Origin of the sequence: uncultured Sphingomonas sp. (assembly GCF_964235535.1) — a bacterium.
Lineage (GTDB): Bacteria > Pseudomonadota > Alphaproteobacteria > Sphingomonadales > Sphingomonadaceae > Sphingomonas.
In genome coordinates, this window is sequence record NZ_CAXSBH010000001.1 from 195,462 (window position 1) to 208,386 (window position 12,925).

The window sequence follows — 12,925 nt, forward strand, 5'->3', positions numbered from 1 at the left end:
TGTAGGACAGCGAAAAATAACGCCCCGCTCATCCGCGTCGGAGGACGCGTCCCAGAAAGCCGAGGCCCCAGGCCAGGTGCATCGTCATCGCGGCCACGCCGGACCCCAGCGCGCATCCGCCGCCCGCCCGCGCGCCCACGACCGCGCCCGCGCCCAGGCACAGCAGCGCCCAGGCGGCGAGCGGTGCCGCGAAGAGGGGATGGACCGGGGCCGCGAGCGCGAGGAACGCCGCCGCCGGTACGAGCAGCGGCAGCGCCTGGCGCGGCTTGGGCCGCCGATCGTGGAGCCGGAGCGTGCGCGCGCGCCCCGCACCGTAGGATCGGTATTGCCGCCACAACGCCCCGATCGTCCGCCGCGGAAGATAGCCGAGCGCCAGGGACGGCTCGAGCCAGATCCGCCCGCCGGCCGCGACCAGCCGCAGATCGAGCTCGGCGTCCTCGTTGTGCGACATGTCCTCGCGGTAGCCACCGACTCGGGTGAACAGGTCGAGCCGCATGAGCGCATGGTGGCCGTGATCGACCAGCCCCCCCTCCCCCACATGCCGGTGCGGCGAACCGCCGGTGCCCAGCCGCGAGTTCTGGGCGGCGGCGGCGGCGATCTGGAAGCATGCCGTCCCGCGACTGACCATCGGCACCACGACCGACGTCACGTCCCGCGCTTCCCCGACCGCGACCAGCCGCGAGGCGTAGTCCGCCGGATAGTCGCAATGCGCGTCGACCCGGACCAGCCAGCGCGCGCCCGCGCCGTGGGTCCGCACCGCCGCGTTGATCCCCGCCGACTGGAGGCGCGCGGGGTTGTCCAGCAACCGGACGCGCGGGTCGCGCTCCGCGAGCCGCTCGACGATCGCGCGGCTGCCGTCGGTGCTGCCGCCGTCGGCGACGACGATCGACGCGTCGCCCGAGTCGGCGAGTAGCCGGCGGAGCAGCCCGGGCAGCGCTTCGGCCTCGTTCAGGCAGGGGATGACGATCAGCACGCCGCCCCGGGTCGTCATCGACCGGCGACCGTGTCGACGAGCGACTCGCAATCCGCGGTGGTCGCGACCAGCGCATCGCTCGGGATCGCGGCGACGGCGTCGCGCAGCCGCAGGTACGCCGGCATATCCAGACGTTCGAACAACTCGGCCAGCTCCGACCGGGGATCGCCCTCGATCAACAGGCCCGCGCGGTGCCCGGCCAGCCATCGCCCCGTCTCGACCCCCGCCAGCGCGATCGGCACCGCGCCGTATCCGCTCGCCTCGTACAGCCGGTTCGGCAGCAGCCAGCTCGAATTGAGCCCTTCCTCGAACCAGTCGATCGCCCAGGCGAAGTGGCACCGGGCGTAGAGCGCGGGCAGATCGTCCGGCGCGAACGGCCCGTGATAGTCGAGGTGCGGCGTCGCGGCGACCATCGCGGGCAGGTCGGCGAACACGGCGGGGCTCGGCCGCCCGGCGATCAACACGCGGACACGGCCGTCGCATTTCTGCGCGAGCTCGCTCAGCACGTCGAACGTCCGGCGGCAGCGCAGATTGCCGAACCACCCGATCGTCCAGGGCGGTCCCGGCGGCGACTCGGAAGGTGCAGGCGGGGCGTCGCCGAGCGCGAGCAGCTTGTTCTCCACCAGCAGCGCCGGCGCAGTGAGCGTCGAGCGACCGTCGAAATATTCGCGAAGGAACGCGGGCGACGAGACGAGCAGCAGGTCGACCGAACGCAGCAACCGCGCCTCGATCGCCTGCACCGCGCGCGCGGGCAGCGAGCGGCCGAGCAGCATGCGGTGGATGTCGAGGCATTCATAGACCAGTCGCGCGCCCGGGACCACGCGCCTCGCGCTCGCCGCCAGCGCCAGCATCTCCAGGTTGCGCGCGACGACGACATCCGCGCCCGCGACCGCCGCGCGGAGCCTGGCCGGCCGCAGGGTGTTCGCCGCGACCATCGCGGCGCGCTGCGCAAGCCGGGCATCGCCCGTGCGGCCGAGATCGACGGCGCGGGCGCCCGCGACCGACTCGGGCACGCGCTCGTCGCGGCGGAACCCCGCCACCGTCACCTCCGCGCCGCCCGCCCGCAGCATCAGGATGCGCCTGGCGACGGCCGCGTCGTTCAGGTCGTGGACGAGGTAAGCGATCCGGGTACGCCCGCGCATCGTGATCGAAGCTCCCGCTCGGTGTCGCCCGCGCTTTGGCACGGGCCGGTCGCGGCCGCCATCCCGGCCCTCACTTGCGGTTGCGGCTAACGGCGAGAGGTGAAAGAGGGGTGAGCACCTAGTGGGAGTAGTGCGCGTGTCGGACGGCCAGGGCGTGTGCGTCGTCATCGCCGCCTATGGAGCGGAAGGAACAATAGGTCGGGCGGTCGCCTCAGCGCTGGCGCAGCCCGAAGTGGTCGAGGTGCTGGTCGTCGACGACGCCTCCCCCGATTCGACGGCGGCCGCGGCGCGCACCGCCGACGACGGTTCCGGCCGATTGACCGTGCTGCGATTGCCGACCAACGCCGGGCCGAGCGCCGCGCGCAACCTCGCGATCGGCCGCAGCACCGCGCCGCTGCTGGCGGTGCTCGACGCCGACGACTTCGTCCTGCCCGGCCGCTTCGCCGCGCTGCTCGCCGAGCCCGACTGGGACCTGGTCGCCGACAACATCGCCTTCGTGGACGAAACCGATGCGCATTCGATCGATCCGGGACCGATCACCGCCCACCGAACGAAGCCGCGATCGCTTTCGCCGGCCGACTTCGTGCGGGGCTCGGTCACCCGCATCGGTCGGTACAAGGGCGAGCTGGCGTTCCTGAAGCCGGTGATCCGCCGCGCGTTCCTCGATGCCCACGCGCTCCGCTATGCCGAGGATATGCGCTTGGCCGAGGATTACGACCTGTATCTGCGCGCGCTGACGGCAGGCGCGCGCTTTCGCGTCATCGGCGGCTGCGGCTATGTCGCGGTCGAGCGTCGGGGCTCGCTCAGCCACGCGCACGGCGCGGCCGACCTCGGCCGGTTCGAGAGGGCGATCCGCCGGGCGCTCAAGGCCGCGCCCGGGGACGCGGAGCTGCGCGGCCAGCTCCGCCGGCATCTGCGCCAGACAACGCGGCGGCGGCGTCACCGCGCGCTGCTGGACCGCAAACGCGAGGTCGGTCTGCTCCGCGCGCTCGCCGAACAGGCGCGGGAGCCGGTCGGCCTGCTGCGCTCGCTCGCCGACGTCGCGCGCGACAAGCTGCGCCCCGCACCGCCCACGCCGGAGCGGAGCGGCCCGCGCTTCCTTCTGTAGCGTTCAGCCCATCAACCGCCGCAGCCGTCCCGCGAGCCAGTCCACCACGCGCGGCCGGCTCGACCGCTCCAGTTTCCACGCCAGCGAGCGCCGCGCGACCGGTGCGGGCGCGAAGCCCGCCAGCAGGAACAGCCCCGCGTTGGTCGCCCGGCGCTTGAGCGACGTCGTACCCGCGAACGCCGCCCGCGCGCCCGCCAGGCCGAGCGCACCGCGCCGGTCCCGCGCATAGGGATGCTGCGCCCGGTCGAAGCAGAGCGACGCCAACCGCTGCTCGACATGCGTCGCGTCGCTCAACCCCGGCGACCACCCCGCCCCCATGTCGCCGTGCTCGCGCATCGCCGAGTAGCGGTGCTCGTCGTGGTCGACCCGCCACCGCGCGCGCTTGGCCATGTTGGCGCCGAAGCCGCTGTGGTTGGCGTCGTGCCGTCGGTAGGCCCCGACCGGCTCCTCGATCCCAGCGACCCGCCCGTGCAGCGGCGCGACCGCGGCCAGATAGCCGTCGGCGGACCGGTCGAATGCTCGCTCCGGGATAGGCATGATGCGCTCCAGCGCCGCGCGCGAAAAGGCGAGGCCGCTGGTCACGGTGGTCGAGTACCGGCCCCGCGCGCGCAGCGCCGCCGTCACGTCGCCCCGGTCGAACCCGACCTCGAGCGCGGGGAACACGTCCTCGATCCGGCCCGCGACGTCCACCAGATGCAGCCGCGCCTGCACCTGCGCCACCCCGTCCACGGCCGCCGCCGCCATGCGCTCGGCCGCGTGCGGATAGAGATAATCGTCCGCGTCGAGGAACAGCACGACCCGGCCGCTCGACCGCGTGAAGCCGGTGTTGACCGCCGCCGACATGCCCCCGTTCTCCGGCCGGTACAGCGCGACGATGCGCTCGCCATAGGATCGCATCACATCGCGCGAGTCGTCGGTGGAGCGATCGTCCACCACGATCACCTCGCAACCCGGCAGCGTCTGCGCCAGCGCCGAGTCGACCGCTTGGGGCAGGAACGCCGCATAGTTGTAATTGACGATGACGATCGAGAAGGGTGGACGATCGGCGGTCGGGCTGTTCATGATCGTCCCTTCGAAGCCGTCCTTGGTGCGGCGGCCAACAATTGTTCAGTACAGCTGCAAATCGCGTCGGCCCAGATAGCGCGCGCACGCGCCCAGATGCAGAGCGCCGCGCACCGCGAGACGACGCCATCGCCACGGTGACGGTAGCGTGAGCAGCGCACCCGTCGCGCACGCGCCCGCCTTGGCCAGCGCCATCGCCAAGGCCGTCGTCCTGTTCGCCCCGCCTTCGATCCGGTTGCGCGCATGGGTCTGGCCGTTGCGGAAGGATCGGCGGCACAGCCAGCGCAGGTTCGCTCGCGCCGCCGGGATGGGATCGTCGACCACCGCGCCCGGCGCGAACGCGATCACTGCGCCCCGCCGTACGGCGCCCGCGAAGAACACGTCGTCCTCGCCTCCCGTCCGACCCAACGCGGGGTCGAAGCGGTCGCCGCCGAATGCCGCCAGCCGCAGCAGCACGTTGCAGGTGTATCCCGTCCGGATCGCCCCGGTTTCGACGTGCGGCGGCCGGGTCGAGTGGAGGTCGGCGCGGGCGACCCATCCGGGCGCATCCGCGGGATAACCGGCGCGCGCCGGCCCGAGCACCACATCGGCTCCCGTCTCGTCCATCCGCGCCAGCAGGGCCGCGATCCAACCGGACTGCGCGACCTCGTCATCGTCGATGAAGGCGAGCAGCGGCGCGGTCGCGGCATCGAGGCACGCGTTGCGCGCGACCGATATGTTCCGACTGGGCGCATGCACGTACCGGCACTCCATCCCGAGTCGCGTCGCCGCTTCCTCGACCGACGCCCGCGCGCTCGGCGTCTCGTCATTGTCGGCGACGATCACCCGGACGACCACGCCGTCCGGCAGCGCCTGCGCCGCGATCGAGGCAAGCGTCGCCGCCAACGTCGCGCGGCGATAGGTGCAGACCGCGACGTCGATCGCTCGAAATGGTCCGGCCTGCGCCGACATTTGACCTCCGTAACCGGTCCAGCGCGGGAATCGGCGATGTACCCTCTTGCCGCGACCCATCGTTCGCGTATGCCGCGCGCGTCAAGCCGGGGACCGAAATGCGTAAAGGAATTATTCTGGCGGGCGGTTCGGGCACGCGGCTGTATCCGCTGACGCGCGGCGTCTCCAAGCAGTTGATGCCCGTCTACGACAAGCCGATGATCTATTACCCGCTGTCGACGCTGATGCTGGCGGGCATCCGCGACGTCCTGCTGATCACGACGCCGCACGACCAGGCGGCATTTCAGGCGGTGCTCGGCGACGGGTCGGATCTGGGCATCTCGTTATCCTACGCGGTCCAGCCCACGCCCGACGGGCTCGCCCAGGCGTTCCATATCGGCCGCGACTTCGTGGGGACGAACCCGTCGGCGTTGGTGCTGGGCGACAACATCTTCTACGGCCATGGCCTGACTGACCTGCTGGCGGCGGCGGACGCGCGCGAAGAGGGCGCGACCGTGTTCGGCTATTACGTCGCCGAGCCGTCGGCCTACGGCGTCGTGTCCTTCGACACGGAGGGCCGGGCCGAGACGATCGAGGAGAAGCCCGCCTCGCCCAAATCCAACTTTGCGGTGACGGGCCTGTATTTCTACGACGGGAACGCCGTCGATTATGCCCACCGGATCAAGCCGTCGCCGCGCGGCGAGCTGGAGATCACCGACCTCAACCGCCTGTATCTGGAGGCCGGGACGCTGCGCGTCGAGATCATGGGCCGCGGCTATGCCTGGCTCGACACCGGCACGCACCAGTCGCTTCTCGACGCCGCGCAGTACGTGAAGGTGACTGAGGAGCGCCAAGGCCTCAAGATCTGCTGCCCGGAGGAGATCGCCTGGCGCATGGGCTTCATCGACGACGCGCAGGTCGAGCGCGTCGCCGCGCCGCTTCGCAAGAGCGGCTACGGCGAGTATCTGCTGGCGATGCTGAAGGGTTCGCGCGCATGGTGACGGTGGTAGAAACCGACCTGCCCGGCGTGGTCGTGATCGAGCCGCGCGTGTTCGGCGACGAGCGCGGCTTCTTCTTCGAGAGCTGGAACCGCGAGGCGTTCGCCGACCAGGGCCTGCCGACGAACTTTGTCCAGGACAATCACAGCCGCTCGCAACGCGGGGTTCTGCGCGGGCTGCATTTCCAGAATCCCGAGCCGCAAGGCAAGCTGGTCCGCGTCGCGGCGGGCGCGGTGTTCGACGTCGCGGTCGACTTGCGCCGATCCTCCCCGCATTTCGGCCGCTGGACCGGGGTGGAGCTGTCGGCCGCGAACAAGCGGATGCTGTGGGTGCCCGAGGGCTTCGCGCACGGCTTCCTGTGCCTGCAGGACGACACCGATTTCCTGTATAAATGCACCGCGCCTTATCGTCCCCAGCACGACCATTCGCTGCGCTGGGACGATCCGGCGATCGGCATCGACTGGCCGCTGGACGGCATGGCGCCTAGCCTGTCGGCCAAGGATGCGGCGGCCGGACCGCTGGCGGACGCGGAGGCGTTCGCATGAAGGCGCTGGTGACGGGCGCGCATGGCCAACTCGGGACGGCGCTGGTCCGCTCCGCCCCGGAAGGCTGCGCGGTGGTGGCGCACGACCGCGACACGCTCGACCTGACCGACGCCGCCGCGGTGCGCGCGCTCGTCGATCGCGAGCGGCCGGACGTGATCCTGAACGCGTCCGCCTGGACCGCCGTCGACGCGGCGGAAGCAAACGAGGCCGCCGCCCACGCGATCAACGCGGACGCCGTGGGCACGCTCGCCGACGCCGCGCGCGCGATCGGCGCGGACCTGGTGCATGTCTCCACCGACTTCGTCTTCGACGGCGAGCGCGGCGTGCCGTACGCGCCCGGCGACGAGCCGAGCCCGCTCGGCGCATACGGCCGGACCAAGCTCGCGGGCGAGCTGGCGGCGGGGCCGGACGCGCTGATCGTCCGGACCGCCTGGGTCTATGGCCCGACCGGCGGCAATTTCGTTCGCACCATGCTCCGGCTGATGGCCGAGCGCGACGAGGTGCGTGTCGTCGCCGACCAGATCGGCACGCCGACCTACGCCCCCGACCTTGCCGCAGCACTCTGGCGGCTCCACGCAGCCGGAGCGCGCGGCGTGTTTCATTACACCGATTCGGGCGCGGTGAGTTGGTACGACTTCGCGGTCGCGATCCAGGAGGAGGCGGTCGCCGCCGGGCTCCTCGCCCGCACGGTCCCGGTGATCCCGATCGCCACCGCCGACTTTCCGACGCCCGCCAAGCGACCGTCCTATTCGCTGCTCGACAAGTCGGCGACCTCGGCGCTGCTTGGGAAACCCGCCCCGCATTGGCGCGCCAACCTCCGTATTCTCATCAAGGACATCGCCGCCCATGGCTGACATGCTCGTGACCGGGGGGGCCGGCTTCATCGGCAGCAACTTCGTCCGCCACCGCCGCGCCAGCCATCCGAGCGACCGGATAGTCGTGCTCGACCTGCTCACCTACGCGGGCAACCGCGCAAGCCTCGACGGCGTAGCGGACGTGAGCTTCGTCGAAGGCGACATCTGCGACCGGGCGCTCGTCGACCGGCTGCTCGCCGAGCACGCGATCGACACGATCGTCCATTTCGCCGCCGAGAGCCACGTGGACCGATCGATCACCGGCCCGGAGGCGTTCGTGCGCACCAACGTTATCGGCACGCACACCCTGCTTGAGGCCGCGCGCATGCGCTGGCTGAGCGGCGACGCGCGCGCCCCGCACCGCTTCCATCACGTGTCGACCGACGAGGTGTATGGTTCGCTCGAGCCCGACGAGGCGGCGTTCAGCGAGACCACGCCCTACCGTCCCAACTCGCCCTATTCCGCGAGCAAGGCCGGGTCGGACCATCTGGTGCGCGCGTACCACCACACCTACGGGCTCGACACGACGATCAGCAACTGTTCGAACAATTACGGGCCGTACCAGTTTCCCGAAAAGCTGATCCCGCTCTTCACGCTTAACGCGCTGTCGGGCAAGCACCTGCCCGTTTATGGCGACGGCATGAACGTGCGCGACTGGCTGCATGTCGAGGATCACTGCCTGGGCGTGTCGCTCGCGATCGATCGCGGCGTCGCTGGCGAGGTATACAACATCGGCGGCGGCCAGGAGCTCGCCAACCTGCGCGTGATCGAGGAGATCTGCCGGAGCATCGACGAAGCGTTCGCCGCCGACCCGTCGCTGGCGACGCGCTTTCCCGACGCCCCCGCCGCGCAAAGGCGCGCGACGGCCGAGCTGGTACAATACGTCACCGACCGCCCCGGCCACGACCGCCGCTACGCAATCGACGCACGCAAGGCGGAGGCGGAACTCGGCTACGCCCCCCGCCGCGACTTCGCCACCGGCTTCGCCGAGACGCTTCGGTGGTTCCTAAACAACGAAGAGTGGTGGCGCCCGCTCCAGGAACGCGCCGCGGTGGCGCGTTGACGGATCGGTCCGGAGGCGAGCGGTGATCCTGTTCATCACGCGCATTCCGCCCAACGCGAACGGCCATGGCGGGTCGCAGCGGGCGATGCACATCCTGAAGAGCCTCGCCAAGCTCGACACGGTGGACCTCCTCCTGATCCACCGCACGCAGGACCTGGACTCGGTCCAGGACGACCTGCGGCAGGTCGAGGGCGTGGCGCGGACGTGCCACAAGGTGCAGCTGAACAGCTGGGAGGACCCACAGACACGCTGGCCGTTCCTGACCTGGCGGACAGGCAGGATCGCGTCGCTTGTCGCGCCCTACAGCATCGACGCGCCGCGGGTGGCGACGAGTGAACTGCGCAGGGTGGCAGCGCGGCTTCCCGTCCACGACTACGACGTCGTATTCGCGGGACGCGTGACCTGCGCCGTCGTCGTCGACAAGATGCTAGCCAAAGGCATGCTGACCGCGCGCCGCAAGGTACTCGACCTCGACGACGTGATGTCGCGGTTCAAGGAACGCGAGCTTGAGGTCAACGGCCCGACCATGGGACGTCTTCTCCGCTTCCTCAACCGAACCGACGTGAAGCGATTGCAGGAGGCGGAGCGGCGCGCACTCGGGGAGTGGGACGCGGTCAGCGTCTGCACCGACGAGGACGTCGCAGCCCTCAAGGTCGTCGACCCCGAAGCCAACCTGGTGCGGATGTCGAACGTGACCGACAAGGCCGCGCTCTCGAAGACCAACTCCCCCTCCGTCCGCCTGCTGTTCGTGGGATCGCTCCGCTTCCAGCCGAACGTGCACGGGCTGCGGCTGTTTCTACAAGAAGCATGGCCATTAGTCAGGGAGAGAGTTTCCGACGTCACCCTGGACATCGTCGGCATGTCGCCCTCGCTCGAGCTTAGGGCGGAGATCGAGGCGGCCGGAGCGCGGTTGCATGCCGACGTGCCGAGCGTCGAGCCGTTCTACCGGGATACCGACATCGTGATCGCGCCGATTGATTTCGGCAGCGGGACACGTATCAAGATCGTCGAAGCGATGGCGTATGGGCGGGCAATGGTCGCAAGCACCATCGGGGCGGAGGGGCTGCATATCGAGCCGGGAGTGCATGCGCTCATCGCCGACGAGATGCCCGATTTCGCCGACGCGGTGGTGCGGCTCGCCCGCGATCCGGCCTTGCGCAACTCGCTCGCGACCCAGCCGGGCGAACTGCAGCAGCGGTTCTTCTCCCCGCAGACGATCGAGGATAACATAGCCGCGATGGTCGCGCCCGATCGCGCGGCCGATCTCGACATCGCCGCATGACGGCCGCACCGCCGGGTGGCGGCGGGCGGACGCTGCTCTTCTTCTGCTACGGCTCGGACGCGGTGTATGATCAGACGATCTACGCCGTCCTCACGGCGCTGCGTTTCGCGCCGGAACCGCGCCCGTTCCGCATCGCCGTCTATTGCGACCGACCCGAAGCATTCGCCCCGCTCCCCGTCGAAGCGATCCGCACCGAACCCGCGACCCTGGAGGCTTGGCTCGCCGGCAGCGACTATATCCACCGCCGCAAGACCTGCGTCCTGATCGACGCGATCGAGCGGTTCGGCGGCAGGATCGCCTTTCTCGACTCAGACACCTATTTCAAGAAGTCTCCGATGCGCCTATTCGACCGGATCGGCCCCGGCCGCGTCTGCTTTCATCTTTGCGAAGGGTTCCTGCGCTCCACCGGCACGCCGTTCGACCGCGCGCTCGACCGGCAACTCACCGAGCACCCGCCGTCGATGCCGTCGGGCGAGGTCGTCCGCGTCGACGCGCGCACCCGCATGTGGAACACGGGCGTCGTCGGGATCCACGCCGCCGATCTGGCGACCTTGCGCGACGCGCTGGCGCTCAGCGACGCCATCTGGGACGGAGCGGACCCGGACGGCCCGTATGGCCGCAAGATCCACCATGCGGAGCAATTCGCGATGGGTCACGCCTTCCGCCGCCACCACATCGTCGAGGCGGCGGACCTCGTCCATCATTACTGGCCCGCGACGGCGAAGCGCGAGTTCGGCGCGGTACTGCCCGAACTCGCCCGGTCCGGCCTCGCCGACGCGTCGCGGTCAAACCTCGACCGCCTTTACCGCCGCCGCTACCGCGAACGTGGGTCCAGGGCGCGCCTCGACCGGATTAAGATGGGCGTTCGCCGCCTGGCGCTTTTTCTCGACCGCCCCGTCAAGGGCGTGCGTCGCAGCGTTTGATGATCAAATTTCCGGACGTTCGTCGCGAGCGCCGGGGGCAATGCGCGGTGCTTCCCTCTTCATCCGCGGATCGTCAGGCGCGGAGCACAATCTCGTCACGCGCGAATAACTCGGCCCGGTTTATCTCGACGCCATGCCGGATGAGCAGCGACCGACCCTCCTCCCAAGCCGCATCAAGATTGTACGACACCGCGACCGGCCGCAAATGGCGGATCGGCGTCGCATCCACCACTCCCATGCGTCGCCGCTTGCGTCGCACGATCTCACTCCACATCAAGTCGATACCATAGCACCAACGTGAGGCCGGAAACGGCACTAGATCGGCGAACAGGTCGGACCGCACCAGCGTCAGCGGCCCGATCTCCACGAAGTCTGTGCGGCGGGCAAGCGAGCCGAAACGACGCCGGGTGACAGCGTAGGTCGCATGCGACGCGATGCCGTGCGCGGGCTGCGCCAGAGCGAGGTCGGTATGCGCGGCTACCGCGATCATGTCGTCCAGCAGTCCGCGCTCGAACGCGATATCGTCGTCGACGATGACCAACCAGTCATGTGCCGACAACGGCCTGCCAGCCTGCTCGATAGCCAAGTCTATGTTTGCGAATTTTCCCTGGTCAAGCATGGGCGCGATAGACACGGTTATGTCCTGTCTAGAGCGAAACCGTAGCCGGTCGACTACTGCATGTATGTCGCCCGCTCGCGAAGGAACCTCAATGCCGACGATCAGCACCCTCGCTGGACCATGCTCCGCCGCTTCTCGGCGAACTGCGCCCATGGCGCGGCCAAGCAGGACCCGCGCGTCATACGTCTTGTCGAGCAGGCGCAGTTGCTTCCAGCGCCGCGAGTCGATTGGTGCCGCACTGCCCGTATGCGACGAGAAGAAATCGCTCATCGACTCACAGCCTTCGACATTTGCCGAGCACTTCGCGCCAGTCGTCGTTTCACTTTGTCGATCTTACCGCGGATCAGATGGGAGGCGACTGGAAAAAGTAGCGACTTCGGAACGTCTCTTAGCACGGACTTGAGCCGACCGCGCGACATTAGCTTAGCTACGTACCACACTTGGCGAAGGTGAAGCTCCTGCGCGTTTTCAGGCGTCAGCAGGGACGCGTGGGATTTAATGCTCTTCGTCACGAACCGCCAATCATCCCCATCCAGCTCGTATGGACGATAATTGACCAACTCGATCAACTTGGCGGCCGTGGCCAGGCTCAGCCTGGCCCGCTCCGATCCATCGAGTTCCTCCTCAGCTACTGCGATCATTCGGGCCGTCGTCTGCGCCTCCACGAAACGATCGAGCCGTTCCCTTGGGAACGTAAGGTCGGGCCGTTCACCACGCCGACGCTCGCTCGACAAGGCGGCTAGCTGCGCGTTGACGGCCCCAACGCGACCGTTCAGCACCGACTTTCCCGTCACACTGCCTGCGTGGATCCGATAATCGGCCAGCACATCGGGAAGATTATGTAGCCGGCCGCAACCGCCCAATCGCCAATATAGATCAGCGTCCTCCGCGTGGAACACATACCGATAACCGCCCGCCGCGACCAGCGCGTCGCGCCGGATCAGGAGTAGCGGGTGCATCAGGTACGGCTCGCGAGCGGGAAACCATGCAGCATCAGCCGTGTCCATGCTGCCCATTGCAGTCACGACGCCGATAGGCGCGCTCATTGCGTCGATATGGCGAGCGTTGGCCCCCACCGCGATGCAGTCGGGATGCGCGTCGAGATAGGCAGTCTGCTTCTCGAACCGGTCTGGATAGGCGAGATCGTCGCCGTCATGCCGGGCGATCAACTCGGCGTCGCAGAGCGCCAGGCCGTTGTTGAGCGCGTCGACGATGCCGCCGTTGGCTTGCCGCAACACCGTGATCCGGTCGTCCTCGGCGGCGAGGCGCGCGACGATGGCGGCCGTGTCGTCGGTCGACCCGTCGTCCACGACGATCACGCGGATGTCCCTGACCGTTTGGTCGAGGATCGACCTCACCGCCGACTCGATCGTCGGAGCGACGTTGTATGCCGGGATCAGGACGTCGATGCGGACGATGGACATAT

Annotated in this window: 13 protein-coding genes; 7 read left to right on the forward strand and 6 right to left on the reverse strand. The window is 69.1% G+C overall.

Annotated features, from left to right (window positions below; translation table 11 throughout):
- Window positions 1–28 precede the first annotated feature (28 nt).
- Both ACFE7F_RS01005 and ACFE7F_RS01010 read right to left on the reverse strand, forming a co-directional pair.
- The gene (locus ACFE7F_RS01005; RefSeq protein WP_375401966.1) at window positions 29–991 is read right to left on the reverse strand and encodes a glycosyltransferase family 2 protein; all 963 of its coding nucleotides are present in this window, start codon (window positions 989–991) and stop codon (window positions 29–31) included.
- Window positions 988–2,115 (reverse strand): hypothetical protein, encoded by a 1,128-nt coding sequence (locus tag ACFE7F_RS01010; RefSeq protein ID WP_375401967.1) that lies wholly within the window; start codon window positions 2,113–2,115, stop codon window positions 988–990. Before ACFE7F_RS01010 ends, ACFE7F_RS01005 begins: the two co-directional genes overlap by 4 nt.
- A 121-nt stretch (window positions 2,116–2,236) precedes the next feature.
- Between ACFE7F_RS01010 and ACFE7F_RS01015 the strand changes: the two genes are divergently transcribed.
- Complete coding sequence (locus tag ACFE7F_RS01015) at window positions 2,237–3,223, forward strand: glycosyltransferase family 2 protein (RefSeq protein WP_375401968.1); 987 nt, start codon at window positions 2,237–2,239, stop codon at window positions 3,221–3,223.
- Between the two features lie 3 nt (window positions 3,224–3,226).
- Here ACFE7F_RS01015 and ACFE7F_RS01020 read toward each other — a convergent pair whose 3' ends face one another.
- The gene (locus ACFE7F_RS01020) at window positions 3,227–4,285 is read right to left on the reverse strand and encodes a glycosyltransferase family 2 protein (protein WP_375401969.1); all 1,059 of its coding nucleotides are present in this window, start codon (window positions 4,283–4,285) and stop codon (window positions 3,227–3,229) included.
- A 45-nt stretch (window positions 4,286–4,330) separates the two neighbouring features.
- Window positions 4,331–5,236, reverse strand: coding sequence for a glycosyltransferase family 2 protein (locus ACFE7F_RS01025; protein WP_375401970.1), 906 nt, complete (start codon window positions 5,234–5,236; stop codon window positions 4,331–4,333).
- 98 nt (window positions 5,237–5,334) lie between these two features.
- On the opposite strand from ACFE7F_RS01025, the gene rfbA reads away from it, so the two are divergent.
- Genes rfbA through ACFE7F_RS01055 form a run of 6 tightly spaced genes read left to right on the forward strand, consistent with a single transcriptional unit; the run spans window position 5,335 to window position 10,880 of the window.
- Entirely contained in the window at window positions 5,335–6,216 is an 882-nt protein-coding gene (rfbA, locus tag ACFE7F_RS01030; protein ID WP_375401971.1) for a glucose-1-phosphate thymidylyltransferase RfbA, read from the forward strand.
- Window positions 6,213–6,758 carry a dTDP-4-dehydrorhamnose 3,5-epimerase gene (rfbC, locus tag ACFE7F_RS01035; protein ID WP_375402029.1) on the forward strand — a complete coding sequence of 182 codons (546 nt, stop codon included), beginning with the start codon at window positions 6,213–6,215 and terminating at the stop codon, window positions 6,756–6,758. Before rfbA ends, rfbC begins: the two co-directional genes overlap by 4 nt.
- Window positions 6,755–7,612, forward strand: a complete 858-nt coding sequence (gene rfbD, locus ACFE7F_RS01040; protein WP_375401972.1) for a dTDP-4-dehydrorhamnose reductase — start codon at window positions 6,755–6,757, stop codon at window positions 7,610–7,612. Before rfbC ends, rfbD begins: the two co-directional genes overlap by 4 nt.
- A complete protein-coding gene (rfbB, locus tag ACFE7F_RS01045; RefSeq protein WP_375401973.1) occupies window positions 7,605–8,675 on the forward strand; it encodes a dTDP-glucose 4,6-dehydratase in 1,071 nt (356 codons plus the stop codon). The genes rfbD and rfbB overlap by 8 nt, the downstream gene beginning before the upstream one ends.
- A gap of 22 nt (window positions 8,676–8,697) precedes the next feature.
- A complete protein-coding gene (locus ACFE7F_RS01050) occupies window positions 8,698–9,957 on the forward strand; it encodes a glycosyltransferase (protein WP_375401974.1) in 1,260 nt (419 codons plus the stop codon).
- Window positions 9,954–10,880: a hypothetical protein gene (locus ACFE7F_RS01055; RefSeq protein WP_375401975.1), complete on the forward strand. Its 927-nt coding sequence runs from the start codon at window positions 9,954–9,956 to the stop codon at window positions 10,878–10,880. Before ACFE7F_RS01050 ends, ACFE7F_RS01055 begins: the two co-directional genes overlap by 4 nt.
- Window positions 10,881–10,953: 73 nt before the next feature.
- Here the strand turns inward: ACFE7F_RS01055 and ACFE7F_RS01060 are convergent, their stop codons facing one another.
- The gene (locus ACFE7F_RS01060) at window positions 10,954–11,769 is read right to left on the reverse strand and encodes a hypothetical protein (protein ID WP_375401976.1); all 816 of its coding nucleotides are present in this window, start codon (window positions 11,767–11,769) and stop codon (window positions 10,954–10,956) included.
- Window positions 11,766–12,923, reverse strand: a complete 1,158-nt coding sequence (locus tag ACFE7F_RS01065; protein ID WP_375401977.1) for a glycosyltransferase family 2 protein — start codon at window positions 12,921–12,923, stop codon at window positions 11,766–11,768. Before ACFE7F_RS01065 ends, ACFE7F_RS01060 begins: the two co-directional genes overlap by 4 nt.
- Window positions 12,924–12,925: the final 2 nt, after the last annotated feature.

Coding starts and splice junctions, on each gene's coding strand:
- rfbA (WP_375401971.1), top strand. CDS start 5,335: ATGCGTAAAGGAATTATTCTGGCGGGCGGTTCGGGCACGCGGCTGTAT.
- ACFE7F_RS01025 (WP_375401970.1), bottom strand. CDS start 5,236: ATGTCGGCGCAGGCCGGACCATTTCGAGCGATCGACGTCGCGGTCTGC.
- ACFE7F_RS01055 (WP_375401975.1), top strand. CDS start 9,954: ATGACGGCCGCACCGCCGGGTGGCGGCGGGCGGACGCTGCTCTTCTTC.
- ACFE7F_RS01005 (WP_375401966.1), bottom strand. CDS start 991: ATGACGACCCGGGGCGGCGTGCTGATCGTCATCCCCTGCCTGAACGAG.
- rfbB (WP_375401973.1), top strand. CDS start 7,605: ATGGCTGACATGCTCGTGACCGGGGGGGCCGGCTTCATCGGCAGCAAC.
- ACFE7F_RS01060 (WP_375401976.1), bottom strand. CDS start 11,769: ATGAGCGATTTCTTCTCGTCGCATACGGGCAGTGCGGCACCAATCGAC.
- ACFE7F_RS01010 (WP_375401967.1), bottom strand. CDS start 2,115: ATGCGCGGGCGTACCCGGATCGCTTACCTCGTCCACGACCTGAACGAC.
- rfbD (WP_375401972.1), top strand. CDS start 6,755: ATGAAGGCGCTGGTGACGGGCGCGCATGGCCAACTCGGGACGGCGCTG.
- ACFE7F_RS01020 (WP_375401969.1), bottom strand. CDS start 4,285: ATGAACAGCCCGACCGCCGATCGTCCACCCTTCTCGATCGTCATCGTC.
- ACFE7F_RS01065 (WP_375401977.1), bottom strand. CDS start 12,923: ATGTCCATCGTCCGCATCGACGTCCTGATCCCGGCATACAACGTCGCT.